General features: G+C 69.7%; 21 protein-coding genes. 10 read left to right on the plus strand and 11 right to left on the minus strand.

Annotated features, from left to right (window positions below; genetic code table 11):
* Positions 1 to 291: 291 nt before the first annotated feature.
* Both ACXVUM_RS08150 and ACXVUM_RS08155 read right to left on the minus strand, forming a co-directional pair.
* A complete protein-coding gene (locus tag ACXVUM_RS08150; protein WP_458521319.1) occupies positions 292 to 864 on the minus strand; it encodes a hypothetical protein in 573 nt (190 codons plus the stop codon).
* Positions 865 to 919: 55 nt separating this feature from the next.
* Positions 920 to 1,861: an NADP-dependent oxidoreductase gene (locus ACXVUM_RS08155; protein WP_458521320.1), complete on the minus strand. Its 942-nt coding sequence runs from the start codon at positions 1,859 to 1,861 to the stop codon at positions 920 to 922.
* A 136-nt stretch (positions 1,862 to 1,997) separates the two neighbouring features.
* Between ACXVUM_RS08155 and ACXVUM_RS08160 the strand changes: the two genes are divergently transcribed.
* Complete coding sequence (locus tag ACXVUM_RS08160) at positions 1,998 to 2,489, plus strand: MarR family winged helix-turn-helix transcriptional regulator (protein ID WP_458521321.1); 492 nt, start codon at positions 1,998 to 2,000, stop codon at positions 2,487 to 2,489.
* Here the strand turns inward: ACXVUM_RS08160 and ACXVUM_RS08165 are convergent.
* Positions 2,464 to 4,248, minus strand: a complete 1,785-nt coding sequence (locus ACXVUM_RS08165) for a CocE/NonD family hydrolase (RefSeq protein WP_458521322.1) — start codon at positions 4,246 to 4,248, stop codon at positions 2,464 to 2,466. The two genes, ACXVUM_RS08160 and ACXVUM_RS08165, sit on opposite strands and share 26 nt — an antisense overlap.
* Positions 4,249 to 4,315: 67 nt before the next feature.
* On the minus strand, positions 4,316 to 5,176 hold the full coding sequence (locus ACXVUM_RS08170; protein WP_458521323.1) for an SDR family oxidoreductase: 861 nt from the start codon (positions 5,174 to 5,176) through the stop codon (positions 4,316 to 4,318).
* A 52-nt stretch (positions 5,177 to 5,228) separates the two neighbouring features.
* Between ACXVUM_RS08170 and ACXVUM_RS08175 the strand changes: the two genes are divergently transcribed.
* Entirely contained in the window at positions 5,229 to 5,876 is a 648-nt protein-coding gene (locus ACXVUM_RS08175; protein ID WP_458521324.1) for a TetR/AcrR family transcriptional regulator, read from the plus strand.
* 39 nt (positions 5,877 to 5,915) lie between these two features.
* Here ACXVUM_RS08175 and ACXVUM_RS08180 read toward each other — a convergent pair whose 3' ends face one another.
* The gene (locus ACXVUM_RS08180; RefSeq protein WP_458521325.1) at positions 5,916 to 6,485 is read right to left on the minus strand and encodes a TetR/AcrR family transcriptional regulator; all 570 of its coding nucleotides are present in this window, start codon (positions 6,483 to 6,485) and stop codon (positions 5,916 to 5,918) included.
* An 89-nt stretch (positions 6,486 to 6,574) separates the two neighbouring features.
* Between ACXVUM_RS08180 and ACXVUM_RS08185 the strand changes: the two genes are divergently transcribed.
* Positions 6,575 to 7,456, plus strand: a complete 882-nt coding sequence (locus ACXVUM_RS08185) for an aldo/keto reductase (protein ID WP_458521326.1) — start codon at positions 6,575 to 6,577, stop codon at positions 7,454 to 7,456.
* On the opposite strand, the gene ACXVUM_RS08190 is transcribed toward ACXVUM_RS08185, so the two are convergent.
* The 3 genes from ACXVUM_RS08190 to ACXVUM_RS08200 are packed head-to-tail and all read right to left on the minus strand — an operon-like array spanning position 7,453 to position 9,702.
* Complete coding sequence (locus tag ACXVUM_RS08190; RefSeq protein WP_458521327.1) at positions 7,453 to 8,085, minus strand: lipocalin family protein; 633 nt, start codon at positions 8,083 to 8,085, stop codon at positions 7,453 to 7,455. The two genes, ACXVUM_RS08185 and ACXVUM_RS08190, sit on opposite strands and share 4 nt — an antisense overlap.
* A 28-nt stretch (positions 8,086 to 8,113) precedes the next feature.
* Entirely contained in the window at positions 8,114 to 9,487 is a 1,374-nt protein-coding gene (locus tag ACXVUM_RS08195; RefSeq protein ID WP_458521328.1) for an NADP-dependent succinic semialdehyde dehydrogenase, read from the minus strand.
* Positions 9,488 to 9,489: 2 nt separating this feature from the next.
* Positions 9,490 to 9,702, minus strand: coding sequence for a hypothetical protein (locus tag ACXVUM_RS08200; protein WP_458521329.1), 213 nt, complete (start codon positions 9,700 to 9,702; stop codon positions 9,490 to 9,492).
* Between the two features lie 213 nt (positions 9,703 to 9,915).
* Here ACXVUM_RS08200 and ACXVUM_RS08205 point away from each other — a divergent pair, with 213 nt between their 5' ends.
* Positions 9,916 to 10,827, plus strand: a complete 912-nt coding sequence (locus ACXVUM_RS08205) for an AurF N-oxygenase family protein (RefSeq protein ID WP_458521330.1) — start codon at positions 9,916 to 9,918, stop codon at positions 10,825 to 10,827.
* A 27-nt stretch (positions 10,828 to 10,854) separates the two neighbouring features.
* On the opposite strand, the gene ACXVUM_RS08210 is transcribed toward ACXVUM_RS08205, so the two are convergent.
* Positions 10,855 to 12,546, minus strand: a complete 1,692-nt coding sequence (locus ACXVUM_RS08210) for an alkaline phosphatase D family protein (RefSeq protein WP_458521331.1) — start codon at positions 12,544 to 12,546, stop codon at positions 10,855 to 10,857.
* Between the two features lie 21 nt (positions 12,547 to 12,567).
* The gene (locus ACXVUM_RS08215) at positions 12,568 to 12,921 is read right to left on the minus strand and encodes a DUF4873 domain-containing protein (RefSeq protein ID WP_458521332.1); all 354 of its coding nucleotides are present in this window, start codon (positions 12,919 to 12,921) and stop codon (positions 12,568 to 12,570) included.
* 162 nt (positions 12,922 to 13,083) lie between these two features.
* Between ACXVUM_RS08215 and ACXVUM_RS08220 the strand changes: the two genes are divergently transcribed.
* The 5 genes from ACXVUM_RS08220 to nadB all read left to right on the plus strand — a co-directional run bounded on the left by ACXVUM_RS08220 (position 13,084) and on the right by nadB (position 18,602).
* Positions 13,084 to 14,139 carry a diiron oxygenase gene (locus tag ACXVUM_RS08220; RefSeq protein WP_458521333.1) on the plus strand — a complete coding sequence of 352 codons (1,056 nt, stop codon included), beginning with the start codon at positions 13,084 to 13,086 and terminating at the stop codon, positions 14,137 to 14,139.
* Entirely contained in the window at positions 14,136 to 15,080 is a 945-nt protein-coding gene (locus tag ACXVUM_RS08225) for an AurF N-oxygenase family protein (RefSeq protein WP_458521334.1), read from the plus strand. Before ACXVUM_RS08220 ends, ACXVUM_RS08225 begins: the two co-directional genes overlap by 4 nt.
* Entirely contained in the window at positions 15,077 to 15,910 is an 834-nt protein-coding gene (locus tag ACXVUM_RS08230; protein WP_458521335.1) for an SDR family NAD(P)-dependent oxidoreductase, read from the plus strand. Before ACXVUM_RS08225 ends, ACXVUM_RS08230 begins: the two co-directional genes overlap by 4 nt.
* Positions 15,907 to 16,953, plus strand: a complete 1,047-nt coding sequence (locus ACXVUM_RS08235) for a 2Fe-2S iron-sulfur cluster-binding protein (RefSeq protein ID WP_458521336.1) — start codon at positions 15,907 to 15,909, stop codon at positions 16,951 to 16,953. The genes ACXVUM_RS08230 and ACXVUM_RS08235 overlap by 4 nt, the downstream gene beginning before the upstream one ends.
* 68 nt (positions 16,954 to 17,021) lie before the next feature.
* Positions 17,022 to 18,602, plus strand: coding sequence for an L-aspartate oxidase (gene nadB / locus ACXVUM_RS08240; RefSeq protein WP_458521337.1), 1,581 nt, complete (start codon positions 17,022 to 17,024; stop codon positions 18,600 to 18,602).
* Here nadB and ACXVUM_RS08245 read toward each other — a convergent pair.
* A complete protein-coding gene (locus ACXVUM_RS08245) occupies positions 18,599 to 19,453 on the minus strand; it encodes an alpha/beta fold hydrolase (protein ID WP_458522824.1) in 855 nt (284 codons plus the stop codon). The two genes, nadB and ACXVUM_RS08245, sit on opposite strands and share 4 nt — an antisense overlap.
* A 230-nt stretch (positions 19,454 to 19,683) precedes the next feature.
* Here ACXVUM_RS08245 and ACXVUM_RS08250 point away from each other — a divergent pair, with 230 nt between their 5' ends.
* Complete coding sequence (locus tag ACXVUM_RS08250; RefSeq protein WP_458521338.1) at positions 19,684 to 20,826, plus strand: acyl-CoA dehydrogenase family protein; 1,143 nt, start codon at positions 19,684 to 19,686, stop codon at positions 20,824 to 20,826.
* Positions 20,827 to 20,866 lie beyond the last annotated feature (40 nt).

Raw genomic sequence — 20,866 nt, forward strand, 5'->3', positions numbered from 1 at the left:
CGGATGGCCACGGCGCGGTCTACGAGGCCGTGGCCGACACAGTGATGAAGGCTCACGCGGAGATCACGTCGGGCGGCGAGGATGGGCCGGTTCGATTCGACGTCGCGAGATCGATCGATTCGTCACTCGCGGTCGCCCTGCGATCGATGAGACCCGCGACGCCTGAGTTCACCGCAGTCGCGCGGATACGCCGACTGATCGCATCCATGGGTTCGTAGCCCGACGGTGCTTCCGCGCCCGAACCGCGAGCGGAGGTGTGCGCAGTGTGATCCCGCCGGTCGGCGATTGCTGTCAGCTCGGGGTGGAACTCAGATCCGGGTCGTCGTTCTCGGTGATGTCGACGCCGTCCTTCTTCGACGAGCTGCTCACCGACGTGATGGCCGACTCGACGGCGTCGATGCCGCCGGCGTCCCCCGACTTCGCCTTGTCGAACGCGGACTGGACGGTGTCGCCGATGCGGGCGAGCGGGGCCGCGATGGTCCGGCAGAGCGTCGGGTTCGCCTTCACGTCCTCGCTCGCCAGCCGGATCTCGCGTTTGATGAACAGCGCCGCGAGGCCGCCCTTGGCGAAGGCGGTGAGGCGCCCGTCCGCGCCCTTCCTGAAGGTGCCGGCCTTGTACGGCTTGTAGAGATAGCGGTGGAAGGCACCGAACGCGAGACCGGTGTGCGCCACGAACTTCGTCTTCGCGAACGCCGTTGTGTTGCTGGTCGGGCAGTCGCTGCTCGACGTCGACTGGCCCGCCGCGACCGCCGAGGACGAGGCGGGAGAGGCGGAGTCGGACGCCTTGCAGCCGGCCAGCACCGCGATCGGCATGACGAGGATCATGAGCAGAACGGTGAGTCGCCGCGCGGGGCCTGTGGTCATCGCATGACAGTAGTACGGCTCGCAGACGGGCAACCCGCATGTCCGACTTGCCGTCTCAGCGCGGCGGCAGGACCACGACCTTGCCAGAGGTGCGTCCGGCGTCGGAGTCGGCGTGGACCGAAGCCAGGGCGTCGGCCGAGATCCGCGACCCCACCTCGACGACGAGCTCGCCGGCGTCGACCTGCCGGACCAGTTCGGCGAGATCTGTGGCGTCACTGCGGACGAAGACCCGGGTGGAACGGACACCCCGGGCGGGGTCGGGCTCGCCTGCCGTCATTGTCCCGACGTGCACGCCACCGTCGGCGACGAGGCCGACCAGTGCGGCCGTCTCCTCCTCGGATGTGCCGACCAGGTTGAGCACCAGGTCGAACGGCGCGCCGACGACCTCGACGGGAGACGCCCCGAGATCGATGTGGCCGATGACCTCGTCGGCCCCGTGCGCGCGGACCCGATCGGCGCTGCGGGCCGAGGAGGTCGCCGTGACGCGGGCACCGGCCCGGTGGGCGAGCTGGACCGCGTAGTCACCGACGGCTCCACCCGCGCCGTTGATCAGGACCCGCTGTCCCGCTGTGAGCGAGGCGATCTCGAACAGGGACTGCCAGGCGGTCAGGCCGACCACGGGGAGCGCGGCGGCGTCGGCGAGATCCACCGACGCGGGCGCCGAGGCGAGGACGTCGGCCGGCGCGACGACGAACTCGGCGGTGGCGCCGTCGGCGTCCATCGGGAGCATCCCGACAACCGTGTCCCCCTCGGTCGGTCGGACGACGTCCGGGCCGGTCTCGACGACCGTCCCGGCGACGTCGATGCCGGGGACGTGCGGGAAGGAGACCGGGAACACGTCGGTCAGCCAGCCGCCACGGATTCCGGCGTCGACCGGGTTGAACGAGGTGCCGGCCACGCGGATCACGACCTCGCCGGGGCCGGCGGTCGGGCGCGGGATCTCCGTCGACTGCAGGACGTCGGCGTCTCCGTGGCGGTCGTACGCGATTGCCTTCATGATGTCTCCTCCGGTTGATGCTTCGATGTCGAAGCAACTAGCAGGAACGGTAGACCGCTTCGAGATCGAAGTACATAGCAGGAACGGCGTGATTCGCCTCACAACGCTTCGAGATCGAAGCAGTAGGGTGAGCGGCATGTCCGAGCCGCTCGCGCCGTCGCAGATGCAGACCTATTTCGCCTTCACCGAGGCGGCGTCACTGCTGCAGTTCGCGGTCGCTCAGCAGCTCCGGGCGGATGCCGATCTGAGCTACGTCCAGTTCGAGATCCTCGCGACGCTCGACGCCGCGCCGGGCCCGATGACGATGACCGACCTCGCGGACGGGGTCGTGTACAGCCGCAGCGGGTTGACCCACCAGGCGGCGCTGCTGGAGAAGGCCGGACTCATCACCCGCTCGCCGTGCCCGACCGACCAGCGGTCGACGATCGTGCAGGTCACCGCCGACGGGCGCGATCGCGTCGCGCGTGTGCTGCCGGGACACATCGACGTGGTCCGTGACCTGCTCTACGGCGTGCTCGACGACGAGGACGTCGCGACCCTGGGCGCGATCCTGACCCGCGTGCGCGACCACATGCGGTCCCGACCGGCCCGCTCACGCGCGGTCAGTCGGACGTCACCGGCAGGGTGAGTGTCGTGTCGGGACCGCTGAGCACGGTGACCGGCTGTCCCTGCAGCCCGTTGCGGAAACTCGGGTCACCACCGGTGATCTCGATCCGCAGGCGGTGTCCGACGTCGAACCGGTGAACCAGTCCCGGCAGCGTGACGGCCACCGGGCGGGAGGGGTCGTCGACCCGGATGGGTGCGACGAGTCCGTTGATGAGGTCGGCCGTCCCGTCGGGTGCGACGTCGTAGACCTTCGCGAACACCAGCGGCTGACCGACCGCCCGCAGGTGCAGACGCATCGTCGGGATCCCGACGACGTCGAGCGGCGAGGTCCGGGGTGCGGTGTCCCAGCGGGCGTGGGTCCCGGGGTCCTCGCGCGTCGGCCGTGACGCATCGGGTGCGGTGTCGAGGGGACCGGTTCCCGTCGGCGCACCGAGCAGGGGCGTCGAGATGGTGGCAGCGCCGGCGCGGACCGGGGCGCCCGCCGCGGCGAGTGTCCCGTCGAGCAGGCCGCGTCCCGCGGACAGGTGGAAGGAGGCCGGAGCGCCGATGGGGTACGAGCCGCTCGCGTACGCCGGCGTCGCGATCCCCGTGTACGGCACCCAGTTCCGGAAGTAGGCAAAGCCGGGACCGGTGTCGACGTCCTCACCGCGGAGGTGATGATCGAACCAGTCGAGGGTGCGCCCCACCTCGTACTGCGTGGTCCGATCGGGATGGTTCTTGTCGTACTCACCCGGGGCGGGTCCGCCGCTGTGTCCCCACTGGTGCCAGATCATCGACACGGGGACACCGCGGGCCCGCAGCGACTGGTAGGTCGCGACGGCTTCGTTCAGGTCGAACAGGGTGTCGCGTTGGCCCTGCTCGAGGAGCACCGGGATGCGGATCCGGTCGATGTAGGTCGCCACCGATGCGTGGCGCAGATGGGCGACGCTCGCCGGACTGAACTGCCCGACGGTGGCGCCCTCGGCGAACGTCGCGCACTGGGACGGTGTGAAGTTCGGGCAGGGCGTGATGCGTGCCGGGTCGGTGAGGTATCCCGATCGGCCCGGGTTGCTGACCCCGTCGACGAACAGGCCCTGGGCGTAGACCGTCTTCGCCGAGCCGGAGACCCGCGTGCTCACTCCCGCGAAGGTCGACGTCGCGTTGGGCGCGAGCGAGTAGCTGAGGTCGTTCCAGGTGATCTGGGGGACGATCGTGTCCAGGCGCGGATCGACTGCGGCGGTGGCGAACTGGATGCCGCCGCCGTACGACCCGCCGATCATTCCGACGCGCGGGTCGTCGGCGCGGCGTCGTCCCGTGTGGTCGGTGGCGTCGTGGGTGACGATGTCGAGAGCGGGCGCGGGACGTCGCAGGGCGGCGTCGGTGAACGCGACACCCTTCGTGCCGCCGAGGTAGTCGATCAGCTGGGAGGCCGCGACACCGTCGACGTCGGGGTCGTCGAGGGTGATGGGACATGTGCTGCCCCCGAAGCCCAGACCGGAGTAGGCGAGAACGACGTACCCCTGGGTGGCGAGATACTGCGCGATCGGCGCCTGCGTCCGGTAGGACCCACCGAACCCGTTCGTGGTGAGGATGGCGGGCGCACGGTGCGACGACGACACCCCGGTCGGGCGGTACAACTGCCCGACGATCGTGCACGGCGTCGCACGGTCGGGTCCGGTCCGCACCGAGAAGTGCAGCAGCTCGGTCGAATAGCCGCCGGCCGGTTCGGCGGCCGCCGGAGCGGCCAGGCCGAGAGCCAGCAGGACGACGGTGAGCGCGGTGATCCCCCAGGTCTTTCGCACCGGCAAAGGGTAGCCGAGCGCCGGTCGTCGCCCTGCCGTATCGCGGATCTCCCCGCGCGGAGTGGGGTCACACGAGAGACCGGAAGTGGTCGCTCAGGTGATGGTCGCCGTGGCGGTCGCCGATCGCGTCGAGGGTGACTCCCTCGGCGAAGAACTCCGCGACGTTCGCGGGGCGACCGCCGATCCGTCTGGCGAGCCAGACCGACGCTCTGACGGCGGCCATCGGCAGCTCGACCATCCGACAGGGCTTGCCGACGGCTGCCGCGGCGAGCTCGGCGACATCCCGGTAGGTGAACACGTCGGGGCCACCGACATCCCAGGAGCCGCTCGTGTCCCCGAGGTGCTCGACACAGAATCCGGCCAGGTCCGCGCCGTGGATCGGTGCGATCCGAACGCCGCGGGTGGGCGGGAGCACGATGAACCCCGATCGAGCCATCGACAGGAAGTCCCCGACGTCGGAGAAGTAGCCGGATGGGTTGACGATCTGGTGGGCCACCGACGATCGGACCAGCGCCTGCGCGAAGGCGGACTTCGACCGCAGGATCAGTGACCGCCCGGCGTCGGCGTGCATGACGTTGACGTAGAGAAACGACCGGACCGCAGTGTTCTCCGCGTCCTGGAGCAGGTGCAGATTCGCCCGGTAGTCCACGTCCCATGGGCTGGCCTTCTGGCGGGTGACGCCGAGCGCCGAGACCACACGATCCGCGCCACCGCACAGGCCGGTGACGAAGTCCGGATCGGTGATGTCGCCGACACGCCACTGGGCGACGTGGCCTGCCAACGACGGCGCACCGAATGCCCCGGGGCCCTCGGCCCGAGACCGGGACCGCACGACGGCCCGCACGCGGTGTCCTCGTTCGGACAGGGCCACCACCAGATGTCGACCCACATATCCCGTCGCGCCTGCCACCACCACCAGCTCGGACACCTGCGCACCTTTCCTGGACCATTCGGTACACGAATTCTCATACACTGGTCGGGTGGCACGCAAGGCAAAGCCGCTCGAACCGGACCGGGACCTGGCGCTCGTGGTGGCCGCAGGACGCCGTTTCGCCGCGCTGGGTTACGAGGGGACATCGCTCAACCAGGTGTTGGCGGAAGCCGGATGGCAGAAGAGTTCCTTCTACCATCACTTCGCGGACAAGAGTCGCCTTCACGAGCATGTCGTCGCGACGCTCGCCCGACGCCTGATGCACGGCGTCACGCCACCTGACCTGGCAGGTCTCACCGCAGAGCAGTTCTGGCCCGCGATGGCCGACTTCCTGACGAGCCTCGGCCGGTCGGCGGGCGATCACCCGGAGAGCCGGCTGCTGGGCGAGATGTTCCATCAGGGCCGGGATCTCGACAACGGGTGTCGGCACCTCCAGCAGACCCGCGACTCCGTCTCCGACTGGCTGGCGGGCGCCGTTCGCCGGGGGCGCGACCTGGGAGTCGTCCGAGCTGACATCCCGACCGAGTTGCTGATCCAACTCACCGTGACCGTCCTGCACTGCCTCGACCGCTGGGCCCTGAGCAACGAACCGCATCCGCCGGACGGACCGTTCGACGGTGAGACACCCCTGCGCCTCGTCCGCGACCTCATCGCGGCTCGTGAGCACGACGGCACCGGCCCGGGAGTCGGGCCATGACCGCAGCGTGCGGCGGGCGACCGGCTCGTCGGCTCGGACTCAGCGGCCCGAACGCGACACGACGACCCCGTCGGCGACGAGCGACAGCATCCGCTCGGTCTTGTCGACGTCGTCCGGCCCGGTCGCCATGAGCGCGCCGAGCACCAGCGCGGTGATGTCGTCGGGCTCGACGTCGTCGCGGAGTGTGCCCGCCTCGACCCCGGCCGCGACGATGGCCTCGACCGCCGCCGTCACCCGACGGCGCGTGGTGGGCGTCGTCATCGACCCCGACGCCCAGCCGGTCTTCAGGGTGTCGATGATCAACCGTTTCGTGGTGAAGAACCGGGCGTAGCGGGTCATCCACTCGCGCAACGCGTCCGCGGGCGGCAGATCGCGGAGAAGCTGATCGACCGCGCCGGTGAGATCGTCGAGTTCCGCCTGATACACCGCCTCGACCAGGGCCTCGCGCGTCGGGAAGTGCCGGTACACCGTGCCGACCCCGACGCCCGCCGCGCGGGCGATGGCGTCGAACGAGGGGGTGTCACGGCCGGCGGCGAAGGCGGCCCTGGCGGCGTCGAGCACGCGTTCGCGGTTGCGGAGGGCGTCTTTGCGCAGAGGTCGGTCGGCCATCAAAGCGGAGGAACCTCCGTTTCTGCTACGGTCGGTGCAGAAAGCGGAGGTGCCTCCGCTTCTCGTCCATCGTAGAACGGGAGGTCGCCATGACCCTCACGTCGGCTCTGCCGCACACCAACCCCTTCTCGTCCCGGGCCCGCATCGGGTTCGGGACCATGCGACTCGAACATCTGCTGGACGCCGGTGACCGTGAGGGCGCGACCGCCCTGGTCCGCGCCGCCGTGGACGCCGGTGCCGATCACCTCGACACCGCGTTCTTCTACGGCGCGGGCGAGGTCAACGCCGTCATCCGCGACGCGATCCGACGTGACGACGACGTGCTGGTGGTGACGAAGGTGGGTGCCGAGCGCGCGGCCGACGGATCGCTCCGACCTGCACAACGACCGGAGGACCTGCGCGCGTCGGTCGAGCGCAACCTCGAGAGCCTCGGGGTGGACCGCCTCGACGTCGTGAACCTGCGACGACTGGACACGCGGCACGGCATTCGCGCCGACGGCGACCAGGTGGTCGGGGTCGACGACCAGCTCGCCGCCCTGGTCGAGCTCCGCGACCGCGGGGTCATCGGTGCGATCGGCGTGAGCGGCGTGACCCTCGACGGACTCCGACGAGCCGTGCCGGCAGGTGTCGTCTGCGTGCAGAACGCCTACAACCTGCTCGTCCGCGACGACGACGACCAGCTCACGCTCTGCGCGGAGGAGGGGATCGCGTGGATCCCGTTCTTCCCGCTCGGCGGCGCGATCGGCATGATGCCGTCGGTCGTCGACGACGCGGTGGTGCGCGCCGTCGCCACGGAGACCGGGCACACGCCCGCACAGGTGGGCCTGGCCTGGCTGCTGCAGCACTCGCCGGTGACCAGACTCATCCCCGGCACGGCCGACGCGGACCACCTGCGCGCGAACGTGGCTGCGGCGCAGGTGGTCCTGAGTCCCGATCAGATGGCTCGGCTCGAGGCCGTCGGAGGGGTCTAACGCACCGTGCAGAGCGGTTGGATGTTCGGGTAGGCACCGTCGATCGGCGTGGTCAGGAAGAAGCAGTCGTTGTACCCACGCGACCGGATCACGTCGCGGATCTGCTTCCACTGCGCGCTGCTCACGTGCTTGTCACGCTTCAGGACGAACCCCGACAGGCGGTTCGGGTCACCGACGAGCGCCCACGAGTAGTCGGGCGCGATGTAGGTGACGACGTAGTTCGTCGGGCCCGACTTCGACCCCTGGAACGGCACGCCCGGGAAGCTGACGTGCAGCTGCGCCTTGGTGATCGGGTCGTTGACACGAGCGTTCCCGGTGATCCCGCTGGGCTGACCGGTGAACTTGGTGCACGTGTTCTCGACCTTGATGTCGTTCGCGTCGATCTGCGTGTAGCGCGCCTGGGTGTTGCGCAGGCAGTCGAGGTTGAACGGCTGCGGGATCGCGGCCACCTGATTCCACACACCGAGGTACCGGCTGACGTCCAGCGACGGGATCGGCTGCAGCGGTGCTGCGCTCGCACCACCCGCCCCCGCGACCATCGCGATCGCTGCGGCGGCGGTGGCCAGCAGTGTGACGACGACCGACCGACGTCGACCTGTCCTGCGGGACGGGGAAGTGAAGTGCGCCATGCTCATTGCTCCTGTACTCGAAGAACGGTCATGCGACCCAGACGGTCTTGACGTTACAGAACTCGCGGATGCCGAACTTCGTGAGCTCCCGGCCGTGCCCACTGTTCTTGATCCCGCCGAACGCGATCGCCGGATACGACGTCGTCATGCCGTTGACGAACACCTGTCCCGCCTCGAAACCGTCGACGAACATGTCGATCTCGGCCTGGTCGGTGGTCCAGACGTTCGACCCGAGGCCGAAGTCGGTGTCGTTGGCGATCCGCAGCGCGTCGTCGGCGTCGGTGGCGCGGTACAGCGACGCGACGGGTCCGAACACCTCCTCGCCGTAGATGTCCATCTCGGTGGTGATGTCGGCGACGACGGTGGGCGGGTAGAACCAGCCCGCCCGATCCGGCACCTCACCGCCGGTGAGGATCCGCGCGCCCTTCGACGTCGCGTCGGAGACGAGGTCGATGACGTCCTGCCGGCCCTGCTCCGTGGCGAGCGGACCGACGTCGGTGTCGTCGTCGGTCGGGTCGCCGACCTTCTGGCCGGCCATGTTCTCGACGAACAGCCGGGTGAACTCGTCATAGACGTCGGTGTGCACGATGAACCGCTTGGCCGCGATACACGACTGTCCGTTGTTCTGGCAGCGGGCGGTGGTCGCGACCTTCGCCGCCTCGGCGAGGTCCGCCGACGGGAGCACGACGAAGGGATCCGAGCCGCCGAGCTCGAGGACGACCTTCTTCAGCCGGCCACCGGCGGTCTCACCGATCGACCGGCCGGCGCCCTCGCTGCCGGTCAGCGTCGCGGCGGCGACACGCTTGTCGCCGAGGATCGACTCCACCTGCGAGGATGAGATCAACAGGGTCTGGAAGCCGCCCTCGACGAGTCCGGCCCGCCGGAAGAGATCCTCCAGGTAGAGCGCGGTCTGCGGGACGTTCGAGGCGTGCTTGAGCAGTCCGACGTTGCCGGCCATCAAGCCGGGGGCGGCGAAGCGGATGACCTGCCACAGAGGGAAGTTCCACGGCATCACCGCCAGGATCACCCCCAGCGGCTGGAACCGGTGGAACGCCCGGCTCGCGTTCACCGCCTCGGCGTCGGCGACATCGTCGGCGAGCATCTTCGGTGCGTTGTCCGCGTAGTAGCGCAGACCGGTCGCGCACTTGCCGACCTCGGCCTTTGCGGCGGCGATGGTCTTGCCCATCTCGGTGGTCATCGTCGAGGCCAGCGAGTCGAGATCCTCGTCGAGGATGTCCGCCGCCCGCCGCAGGACGGCAGCCCGCTCGTCGAGCGACGTCGCGCGCTGAGTACGCGACGCCTCGGCGGCGCGGGCGATCTTCTCCTCGATCTGGGTGTCCGACAGGGCGTCGAACTCCTTCAGCGTCTCGCCGGTGGTCGGATCGGTGGTCGCGATCGCCACGATCAGACGCTCTCGGCGCCGTCTTCACCGACGGCGTTGCCCTCGGTGTCGTCGACGAACGACCACTCGCCGTCGTGGTCGACCTCCAGACGCCACCCGAGTTCGGTGTTGTCGGCCTTCGCGTTGATGAACCACTCGTACGCCTCGGACGCGTTGTCGAAGTCCTTGGTCGAGACGACCTCGCCGGTGGGATCGAGTACGCGGTAGTCGGCCATGTGTGCCTCCTGATCGGTGGGATGAGACGGGTCGACCCTCGGACTCGAGTCACTCCCACCTCGACGGTAGGGACGCATCCGGTCGCTGTACACCGCCCACAGCCGTTGCATCTGACTCGTGTCCGCGGGTCACGAAGACGTAACGCGACGCTTGACACGCATGCCACCACCGATGAGGCTGACTCAGCATGTGTTGAGGAATCAGGAGGGGCCATGACCATCGATGTCACGACGACCGCGGAGCGGTTGCTGCGCTCCACGGCGGATTCCGCCCTCGACGGCGACATCGACATCGACTGGGACGCGCCGGTCGATCCGGACAAGGCCTGGCTGAGCGAGCACCGCGGGACCCTCTACGGGACGCGTTTGTGGGACGGGCTGTCCCGCGAGGAGCAACTGACCCTCGGGCGTGCCGAGGCCGTGGCGGTGCTGAGCTACGGCATCGTCGCCGAGCAGGGTCTGTGCCAGAACCTGCTGCGCACCCTGTTCTCGGCGCGCGACTGGACGAGTCCGGAGATGCTCTACGCGCTGAGCGAGGTCGGCGAGGAGACACGGCACTCGACCATGTTCGGTCGTCTGGTCAACAAGGCCGAGATGCCGGCCTGGCCCGCGCCGGCGCCCCTGAACTGGGCTCTGCGCATGATGGGGTTCGTCCCCCACGGCCCCCTCATCTACGCGATCACCCTGATCGTCGAGGAGATCCTCGACCGTGTGCAGCGGGAGGCGTGCAAGGACGAGAACGTGCAACCGCACGTGCGGCAGATGATGCGGATCCACATCCTGGAGGAGGCGCGCCACATCACCTACGCACGAACAGAACTGGCGCAGGCCGTCGCTCGATGTGGCCGGGTGTCCCTGGCCGTCAACCGTGTCCTCGTCGCACTCCTGGTGCTCGTCGTGATGCCGACGCTCATCGACCCGCGGGCGTACTGCTCGGTCGGCATCTCGCCCACCCGGGGGTGGATCGTGGCGCAGTTCTCCCGGCGCTACCGGGAGAACGCGACGTTCGCGTGTGGTCCGATGCTGACCTACTTCCACGACGTCGGACTCATCCGGGGCCGCGTCACCACGCGCCTCTACAGGATGTCCCGATCGTTGCCGGAGGAGCTGCGCGCACAGCTGTGACCCGCCGCGTCGGCCGGTCGCAGCACGTCAGGCCACGGACGGCCCGGCGAGCTGCCGGCTGTGCGTCGACGACAGCCGCTGCGACCCGTCCGGAGCGGTGAACGCGTGCTCGACACGCACCGAGAGGTCGTCGCCGTCGACCGACAGCGTCATCACCCCGTTGTCGAACCAGGGGCCCGCGGACGTCTCCCACTCCAGCGGCAGGTCGGCGACCCCCGCGCCGCGGGCGAGCCGACGCATCAGTCGCACCAACGGCTTTCGTCGTGCGAGCCGGTTGACCAGGCGCACCGGCCGTTCGAGGGGGTTGCGGAACGGCGACATCACCAGCTGGACCAGCGCGGTCGCACGTCCCGGTCGGCTGTCGACGAGGTGTGCGTCGGCGATGTAGGAGCAGTGCACGTCACCGGACACCCACACGACGGACGCCGGCGCGTCCGGCCCGTCGGCGATGTCCGACGCGAGCTGGGCCATGTCACGGAACGACGCGTCGAACGCGGCCCAGTGCTCGAGATCGAGTGCCAGACGGGCCTTCTCGCCCAACCGTGCCCCGATCTTCCCCCACGCACCCTGCGCGACGGCCTCGTCCCACTGCTCGAGGTGGTGGAGCGCGGGCAACATGAGGAAGGGCAGTGAGGTCCCGAACACGATGTGCCGGGCCGGTCGTCCGGTGGCCGCCTGCACGACCCAGTCCCATTCCTGCGCGTCGAGGATCCCGCGGTGGTCCGGCGCCAGGTCCCGTGAGCACCGGGAATCGATCATCACCAGGCGCAGCGGCCCGAGGTCGCGTAGGAAACTCCATCGCGCGGAGGACGGTTCGGAATCGGCGCGGAGGGAGAAGTCCGCGAGGACGCGTTCGCGTTCGGCGTCGTCGACGGCGAGACGGACGCGGGCGTAGGTGCGGTCCCGCTCGAGGGAGTCGGGATCGAGGTTTCCCAGGTGCTGATAGATCCAGTAGGAGGTGAACGCACCGATCACCCGCCTCCGCCACCAGGGTTGCGCCGTCGTCTGACGGCGCCACGACCACGACGAGTTCCAGTCGTCGCGCAGATCGTGGTCGTCGAGGATCATGCAGCTCGGGACGCACGCCATCAGTCCGCGCACCGCGGGTGACCCCCACGACTCGTGGTAGAGCCAGGTGTACTCCTCGAGGTCGCAGATCTCCTCGCGCACCGCGGCGGTCAGCTCGGGGTCGGGTGAGTGCGCCGCACGGTGGCGCCGCAGCCGCGTGAGCACCTCGCGCGACGGGTCGTCGGCGTAGACCTGATCCCCGAGGAACAGCAGCAGATCCGGGTGACGGTCGGCGGCCTCGGTCCGGACCCGCCCGGCCAACCCGGTCAGCGCGTCGGCACCGACCCTCTCGATCGACTCCGCGTCGTGGTTCTCACCCCGTCGACAGGACCCGAACGCGATCGACGGTTGTTGGTCGAACCCGGCCGTACGGAGATGGCAGGCCACACCCGACGGTGGCCACACGTGGACCGGCTCCGCGTCGGGCTCCGTCAGGCGCACGGTGTAGTCGACGAGCGTGTCGGCGGGGAGGTCGCGGACCACCACGAGTGCGAAGTGGTGACCGGCGACGCCCCACGTCTCCTCGGATGCCTGCACTCCCACGGAGGTGACGACCTCGACCACGCAGGGACGGTCGGTCTCCACCCAGATCGTCGCCCGGCCGGTGTCGACGAAGCGCAGGATCGGGCCGAGGACCAACGTCGGTGCCATGGACCGACGCTACCGGTGGCCCTACTCGACGTCGGAGTCGACCGCGAACGGCGGCGTCGACTTCCCGTTGATCCGGTACCGGCCCCAGAAGTCCGGATCTCCCAGGTACGCCTCGCGCGCGCTGTGCGGCGTCGACACGACGACGCGGATCCGCTTCGCGCTGCCGACTGTCGCGGCGAGACGATCGTTCGCACCGACCCGACCGATCCACCGGTAGATGCCGTCGATCGGTTCGCGGTAGCCCTTCAACTCCAGATGCACCGGGATCTCGATGCCCTTGACGACGATCGTGGCGTTGCCGACGTAGTCGGAGTCGTCGTGATGCGATCGCGGAGTCGACCGCCCTGTGTCGCGAATGTCCAGAAACGTGTTCACCCGTGAGCCTCCCCTGTTGCAATCCCCCGGCCGTGCGGGTTCCATGGTGCACCCGGCACCCTGTGACACGGCACCAAATCATGTCAATCAGTGAGCTGTCACACTCGGCCATCCCTACAGTTCGGGTCTGCGGGGCAGAACGTTCGACGGAGAGGATGGCAGATGTCAGGGCTCGTGGAGCCGGGGCGCACGGCGGCCGACGGCACGGCCGACGAGGGTTCTGAACGACGGGGACGGCGATCGATCCGGCGGCGGTCGGTGGCGGACCGAGAGGCCGCGGCCCAGCGGTTCCTCGTCGACACCGTCGACGACCGCTTCGACCCCGACCTCGACATCGACTGGTCCGCGGCACCCCGGCCGGACGCCGCATGGGTTCCCGACGGTCTCGTCGGGCTCGCGGGGACGCGTCCGTGGCGTCGGCTGACACCGGAGGCGCGCACCGATCTGGGCCGCCACGAACTGGTCGACCTCGCGACACTCGCGGCCTATGCGACGACATCGCAGTCGATGCTGGAGTTCCGGCGCATCGGCGAGGACCAGACGCTGTGCGACGACACCGCACGGTGGGGTCTGGCCACCATCAACATCCGCACCACGAGCACGGCGATGTTGGGGCGCCTCGCCACGGTGACCGGGCTCGCGCCCCAGCGGCACGCGACACTCGCCCGACGGTTCGAGCGGTACACGCTGCTCGTCCCGGCCGGCGGCACGACCGCGGCGCTGTACCTGCTCGCGGAGTCCTTCGTGCGTGGGTTCGCCGGCGCACTGGCCGAGGATCCCGGCGTGCAGCCGCACGCGCGTCAGGTCGCCGACATCCACCTGCGGTCGACCCAGCGTCTGCGGGAGTTCGCCCACCTCGACTTCGCCGGTTCGGTGCCGGGTCGTGGTCGGTTCCTCACGGCCTGGTACTCGGTAGCCGCGGCCGTGGTGATGCGTGCCGTGACGCGCGCGCTGGACTCCCCGGAGACCGCTGCGGCCGTGGGCATCCCGGCGTGGCGTGCCCGTCTCGCACGTCGGCGCGCCCCGATGCGGACCCGCCGCGCTCACGTCCTCTTCGGGGAGTTCCTCGATGCGGCTGTCGGGGCGGGGATGTTCGCCGACCCGGTGAGTCGTGCGCTCGTACGCACCACCGGCGTCCGACTCGACACGATCGTCGCCGACACGGTGCGTGTGACGCCGACCGACCGCGAGGCACCGACGGCTGTGGGGGCACGGTGACCGTCGACGACGCGACCGAACGCCAGGCCCTCGCCGACCGGCTGCTGCGCTCCACGGCGGACCGCGCCTACGACGGTGACCTCGACATCGACTGGGACGCACCGGTCGTACCCGACATGCCGTGGTCGACCGAGACCCGCGGGACCCTGTTCGGCACCGAGATCTACGAGACGCTCACCGACGACCAGAAGCTGCTGCTGAGTCGTGCCGAGGCCGTCGCCATCCTCACCTACGGCATCAACGCCGAGATCGGGCTGTGCACGAACCTGCTCCGCGGCATATTCGCCGTCCGCGACTTCTCCGATGCGAGCACGCTCTACTCGCTGAGCGAGGTCGCCGAGGAGACGCGCCACTCGACGATGTTCGGTCGACTCATCGAGAAGACCGGCATGGAGCCGTATCGCCGGCCCAAGGTGCTGTCGATGCCGTTGCGTCTCATCGGGTTCATCCCGCACGGCCCGATCGTGTACGCCGGGACGCTGCTGGTGGAGGAGGTCCTCGACCGGGTCCAACGGGAGTCGATGGCCGACGAGCGCATCCAGCCGCATGTCCGCCAGCTCATGAAGATCCACGTGTTGGAGGAGGCGCGGCACATCACGTTCGCGCGCAACGAGCTCGCCGACGCCATCGAGCGATCCGGTCCGATCACGCTGGCGGTGAACAGGCTGCTGTGTGGTGCGTTGACGCTCTTCGTCATGCCGACGCTGGTGGACTCGCAGGCGTACAGATCGGTCGGGATCGGACAGCTGCGCGGGTGGCTCGCGGCCCAGCGGTCGCCGCGCTATCGCGCGAACGCGACGTTCATGTGCGGTCCGATGCTCCGGTACTTCCAGGAGGCGGGGCTCATCAAGGGTCGCGTCACCACCGCGCTCTACAAGGCGTCCCGGGCCCTTCCCGACGACGTGCTCGAGGCAATCCGTGACGAGGAGCGTGCAGGATGAAGGACTTCCGGGGCCGTGTGGCGGTCGTGACGGGAGCGGGGTCGGGGATCGGACGCGCCGTCGCCCTGCGACTGGCCGACCGTGGCGCGCGTCTGGCGTTGAGCGACATCGACATCGACGCCGTGACCGAGACGGTCCGGCTCTGCGAGAAGGCGGGTGCCGAGGCGGTGCCCCATCGTCTCGACGTCGCCGATCGTGGTGAGTTCCTGGCCCATGCCGACGCCGTGCGCGAGCATTTCGGCGGGGTGAACCTCGTCGTGAACAACGCGGGTGTCTCGCTCAGCGCCACGATCGCGGACATGAGCTGGCAGGACTTCGACTGGATCATGGGCATCGACTTCTGGGGTGTCGCCAACGGCACGAAGGCGTTCCTGCCGGACCTGATCGCCTCGGGTGACGGGCACATCGTGAACGTGTCGTCGGTGTTCGGACTGATGTCGATCCCGGGTCAGAGTGCGTACAACGCGGCCAAGTTCGCCGTCCGCGGGTTCACCGGGTCGCTGCGCCAGGAGATGATCAGCGGCGGGCATCGCGTCGGGGTGACCTGTGTGCACCCCGGCGGCATCAAGACGAACATCGTCCGCAACGGGCGACAGAGCGGTGAGTACGCGCAGGATCTGCAGGTGAAGGACGAGAACTTCCAGAAGATCGCCTTCACCCGTCCGGAGACGGCGGCCAAGCGCATCGTCCGCGGGATCGAGAAGAACAAGCCGCGCGTGCTGATCGGGCCCGACGCCCGACTGTTCGACACCCTGCCTCGGCTGCTCGGCGGTCGCTACCAGGACGTCATGGCACGTCCACTGGCCGCAGGCCAGCGCATCGGGTCGTGAGCGGCGGTCCGCGCGGGCGCGCACACGACCTCGAGATCGTCGAGATCATCCGGGAGACGAGTGACTCGGTGTCACTCGTCCTCGACGTACCCGAGGAGGTAGCGCACCGGTTCCGCTATCACCCGGGGCAGTTCCTCACCGTCCGGATCCCCGGCGGCGAGCCGGATTCGGCTGCTGCGCGGTGCTATTCGATGTCGAGTTCCCCGCATCTCGACGACGACCTGATCCTCACGGTGAAGCGGGTGCCGGGGGGACGGGCGTCGGCGTGGTTGTGCGACGAGGTCCGTGTCGGTGAGCGGCTCACCGTGCTGACCCCGTCGGGGTCGTTCTTCCCCCGGGCGTTTGACGAGGACTTCCTGCTCGTCGGCGCGGGCAGCGGCATCACGCCGTTGATGTCCATCGCGACGTCGGCCCTCATGGGAGGGCTGAGCCGGGTCCGGCTGTTCTACGCCAACCGCGACCCGGGTGCGGTCATCTTCGCCGACGTGATCGACGAGTTGCAGGCCGAGTTCGGCGACCGGCTGTCCGTCGAGCACTGGTACGAGTCCGACCGGGGTCTGCCGTCGGCGGACGCCCTCGCCGACGAGCTGTCGGCCCACGCCGATCGTCGACTCTGGATCTGCGGGCCCACCCCGTTCATGGCCGTCGTCGAGAGGGCTGCCGAGGCGGTCGGGATCCCCGCCGACCGGGTCCACACCGAGCGGTACCGATCGCTGTCGGGTGATCCGTTCGCCGACGTCGACGTGTCGGTGGTCAACCACGACGACGACGCGCACGTGTCGGTGACCCTGCGCGGCGACACCCTCGACCTGGCGTGGCCGCGCTCGGCGACACTGCTCGACGTCCTGCTCGACGCGGGTCAGGACGCGCCCTTCTCCTGCCGGGAGGGCGAATGCAGTTCCTGTGCCTGCCGCGTCGTCAGCGGTGAGGTGACGATGCGCAAGAACGACACCCTCGTCGACTCGGACATCGCGATGGGGCTGACGCTCGCCTGCCAGGCGGTCCCGCGCTCGGAGGAGATCACGGTCACGTTCGACTCGTGAGGAGACGGCGTACCGTGAAGGTGGTTATCGACTCACGGTCGAAAACCACCTGACCCCCGGGGAGCCTGATGGACGTCGTCGATCTCGTCGTGGTGGGAGCCGGTGTCGCCGGCCTCACCGCCGCGCTGCATGCCGCGGACCGCGGGCTGTCGGTCACCCTCGTCGCCGGTGTGGACGCCCGTGACCGGACGGTCGGCGCGGCCACCTCCACGGCGTACGCACAGGGAGGGATGGCCGCGGTCGCGGTCGACGCGGGGGACTCCCTCGACGACCACGTGGCCGACACGCTGGCGGCCGGCGCCGGACACGCCGATCCCGGTGCGGTGCGATCGGTGCTGGCCGACGGGCCCGACGCACTCGCCGACCTCGCCGACCGTGGCGTCGCCTTCGACCGCGTTCCCGGCGGGGGCTACGCGCGAACCCGGGAGGGCGGCCACCGGATGCGGCGCATCGTGCACGCCGGCGGTGACGCGACCGGCGCCCACGTGCAGGCCGCACTGTGGGCGTCCGCCGTCGACGGCACCCGTGGCATCGACGTCCGTGCGGGGTGCCGCGTCCTCGACGTGATCGTCGCGGACGGACGGGCCGCAGGCGTGATCGTCGAGGACCACGGCCGTCGGCGGGTGATCCCGGCGCGGACGGTGCTCCTCGCGACCGGCGGGCTCGGGGCGCTCTACGAGGCCACGACCAACCCGCCGTCGTCGACGGGGTCGGGTCTCGCCATCGCGTTGCGGGCGGGTGCGACCGTCGCGGACCTCGAGTTCGTGCAGTTCCACCCGACGATGCTGTACACACCCGGTGCCGGTGGGCGCTGCCTGCTCATCACCGAGGCGTTGCGTGGCGAGGGTGCACGGCTCGTCGACGCGGGAGGCGCGTCCGTCACCGCCGGTGCGCACCCCGCGGGTGACCTCGCCCCGCGCGATGTCGTCGCATCCGCGATCCACCACGCGATGGTGGCCGGCGGCGCGCGCTGCGTGTACCTCGACGCACGCCACGTCCCCGATCTGGCCACCCGGTTCCCCACCGTCACCGCAGGTGTCCGCGCCGCCGGGATCGACCCCGAGCACGACCTGATCCCCGTCGTCCCGGGGGCGCACTACCACTGCGGCGGCGTGGTCACCGACCTGCACGGACGCACCGATGTCGCCGGACTCCTCGCGGCCGGGGAGGTGGCTCGCACCGGTCTGCACGGCGCCAACCGCCTCGCGTCGAACAGCCTCACCGAGGCGGTCGTCCTGGGGACCCGGGCCGCCGCGACCGCCGCGGAGGACCTCGATCGTGGTCCGGTCCCGGCCGGTGCGCCGGCACGGGTGACCGTCGGATCCGGGACACCGCCGTCGGTCATCCGGGCCGCGATGTCGGCCGGCGCGGGTGTCGACCGCGACGCCGACGGCCTCGACCGTGCCCGATCGGCCGTCGACTCCGGCGGCACGTCCCGGTCGGCGGACATGACACTGGTGGCCGGCGCGGTGATCGCGGCGGCGCTGCGACGGTCCGAGAGCCGGGGATGTCACCGTCGGTCGGATGCGCCGAGCTCGGCAGCCGAGGACACGACGACCACGCTGCGTCTCGCCCCGGACGCCCGGACGTTCGAGGTCGCCGTGGTCCCGGGGCCCGTCGTGGACGGTGCGGTCCCGGCTCGGGTCTAACCGGTGCTCGGCGGGACGATCCGTCGGACGAACCGCACGACGGCCTCGCTGAAGGCGTCGTTGTCGTCGCCCGCGGCCGTGTGGCCGGCGGATCGCAACTCGGTGACCTCGGCGTGGGGCACCCGCTCCCGGAACGCGGCGAGCACTTCGTCGGGGACCACGTCGGAGAGCATGCCGCGGACCAGCATGATCGGGATCCGGAGCCGCGCGGCGGCGTCGTCGAGGTAGTCGGTGGGGATGCGGGCGACGGTCTCCGGGGCGATGACGTTCGGGTCCCAGTGCCAGTACCACCGACCATCGGCCCGGCGACGCAGGTTCCGCTTGAGGCCCTCGACGCTGCGCGGGCGGCGTCGGTGCGGCAGGTACCCGGCGACGGCGTCGGCGGCGTCGTCGAGGGAGTCGAACCCGCTGATGCCGCTGCGCATGAACGTGCGGATACGGCGACTGCCGCCACGGTCGTAGCGGGGCACCACGTCGACGAGGACCAGCGCGGACACCTCGTCGACACCCCATCGGTCGGCGACGGCGATCCCGGTCAAGCCGCCCAGGCTCGCGCCGATCAGCGTGACCGGCCCACCGAGGGAGTCGATGACGCGGTGGACGTCCTCGGCGAGGAGGTCCATGTCGTAGTGCCCGTCGGGCGACCATCCGCTGTCACCGTGGCCGCGGCAGTCGAGGGTCACCACCCGCAGACCGGCCGCAGCCAGATGATCACCGGTCCGCTTCCACGAATGGCGGGTCTGGCCACCACCGTGCAGCAACAGTGCCGTCGCGGGCCAGGGTGCGTTCGGGGTCCAGCGGTCCCCGACGAGTTCGACTCCCCCGACCCCGTCGAACCGCACCGTGTCGATCCGAGCGGGCTCCGACGGTGAGGGGGTCCCGTCGGACCCACCCAGCACACCCAGCTGCGGAACGTTACCCGTGCTCACGGGAAAAGCGTACGCGTGCGGGGTCGAACCGGCCCGGGGGTGTCGGAGTGCAGAACTGAAACCATTGTCAGAAATCGTCGATCGCGGGTAACCTCACTTATGTCGGCCGCCGAGGGTGTGGTCGTGTCATGCCCGCACAGTGAGAGGTAGCGATGAAGCGCCTGGTCTTCGAGTCCGAGCACGAGCAGCTGCGCGCGTCCGCACGCGCCTTCGTCGACCGCGAGGTGCTGCCGCACGCCGACCAGTGGGAGGCCGACGGCATCATCGACCGCGAGGTCTTCAAGAAGGCCGGCGAAGCGGGACTCGTCGGCTTCTACATCCCCGAGGAGTACGGCGGCTCGGGGATCGACGACTTCCGGTTCAACGCGGTCGTCATCGAGGAGATGGTCCGCGCCGGTTCGCGTGCACCCGGGCTGACCCTGCAGAACGACATCGTCGGTCCGTACCTGACCAACCTCTGCACCGACGAACAGAAGCAGCGGTGGCTGCCGGGCTTCGCCGCCGGCGACATCATCGGCGCGATCGCGATGACCGAGCCCGGCGCCGGCAGTGACCTGGCCGGGATCAGGACGTCCGCGGTCAAGGACGGCGACCACTGGGTGCTCAACGGGTCGAAGACCTTCATCTCGTGCGGCATCAACTCCGACCTGGTCATCGTCGTCACCCGTACCGATCCCGAGGCCGGACACAAGGGATTCACCCTGCTCGCCGTCGAGCGCGGCATGGACGGTTTCGAGCGCGGACGCAACCTCGACAAGATGGGCCAGCACGCCCAGGACACCGCCGAGCTGCACTTCGACGACGTCCGCGTGCCCGAGACCAACGTCATCGGTGAGGTGGGCCGCGGCTTCTACCACCTCATGCACAACCTGCCGTCGGAGCGTCTGGCCATCGCGGTCGGTGCGGTGGCCACGGCCCACGAGGCCTTCTCGATCACCACCGACTACGTGCGCGACCGCAAGGCGTTCGGGCAGTCGATCGGGTCGTTCCAGGTCAACCGCCACAAGCTGGCAGAGATCGCGACCGAGCTCGACGTGGCGCGGGGGTACGTCGACCGCAGCATCCAGGCGATGGTCGACGGGGAGCTGACCGCCGTCGACGCCGCCAAGGCGAAGTGGTGGACCACCGAGTTGCTCAAGCGCATCGTCGACACCTGTGTGCAGCTCCACGGTGGGTACGGCTACATGGCCGAGTACCCCATCTCACGGCTCTACACCGACGTGCGGATCGAGACGATCTACGGCGGGACCACGGAGATCATGAAGGACATCGTGGGGCGTGACCTGGGTTTCTGAGGCGCGGTCCGGGAACTCTCACCCACCCCTCACGGCGCAC

It is taken from the genome of Williamsia sp. SKLECPSW1, from assembly GCF_054332755.1.

Coding starts and splice junctions, on each gene's coding strand:
- ACXVUM_RS08180 (WP_458521325.1), bottom strand. CDS start 6,485: ATGGCCGACCGACCTCTGCGCAAAGACGCCCTCCGCAACCGCGAACGC.
- nadB (WP_458521337.1), top strand. CDS start 17,022: ATGGACGTCGTCGATCTCGTCGTGGTGGGAGCCGGTGTCGCCGGCCTC.
- ACXVUM_RS08220 (WP_458521333.1), top strand. CDS start 13,084: ATGTCAGGGCTCGTGGAGCCGGGGCGCACGGCGGCCGACGGCACGGCC.
- ACXVUM_RS08185 (WP_458521326.1), top strand. CDS start 6,575: ATGACCCTCACGTCGGCTCTGCCGCACACCAACCCCTTCTCGTCCCGG.
- ACXVUM_RS08160 (WP_458521321.1), top strand. CDS start 1,998: ATGTCCGAGCCGCTCGCGCCGTCGCAGATGCAGACCTATTTCGCCTTC.
- ACXVUM_RS08250 (WP_458521338.1), top strand. CDS start 19,684: ATGAAGCGCCTGGTCTTCGAGTCCGAGCACGAGCAGCTGCGCGCGTCC.
- ACXVUM_RS08210 (WP_458521331.1), bottom strand. CDS start 12,546: ATGGCACCGACGTTGGTCCTCGGCCCGATCCTGCGCTTCGTCGACACC.
- ACXVUM_RS08190 (WP_458521327.1), bottom strand. CDS start 8,085: ATGGCGCACTTCACTTCCCCGTCCCGCAGGACAGGTCGACGTCGGTCG.
- ACXVUM_RS08155 (WP_458521320.1), bottom strand. CDS start 1,861: ATGAAGGCAATCGCGTACGACCGCCACGGAGACGCCGACGTCCTGCAG.
- ACXVUM_RS08150 (WP_458521319.1), bottom strand. CDS start 864: ATGACCACAGGCCCCGCGCGGCGACTCACCGTTCTGCTCATGATCCTC.
- ACXVUM_RS08200 (WP_458521329.1), bottom strand. CDS start 9,702: ATGGCCGACTACCGCGTACTCGATCCCACCGGCGAGGTCGTCTCGACC.
- ACXVUM_RS08205 (WP_458521330.1), top strand. CDS start 9,916: ATGACCATCGATGTCACGACGACCGCGGAGCGGTTGCTGCGCTCCACG.
- ACXVUM_RS08230 (WP_458521335.1), top strand. CDS start 15,077: ATGAAGGACTTCCGGGGCCGTGTGGCGGTCGTGACGGGAGCGGGGTCG.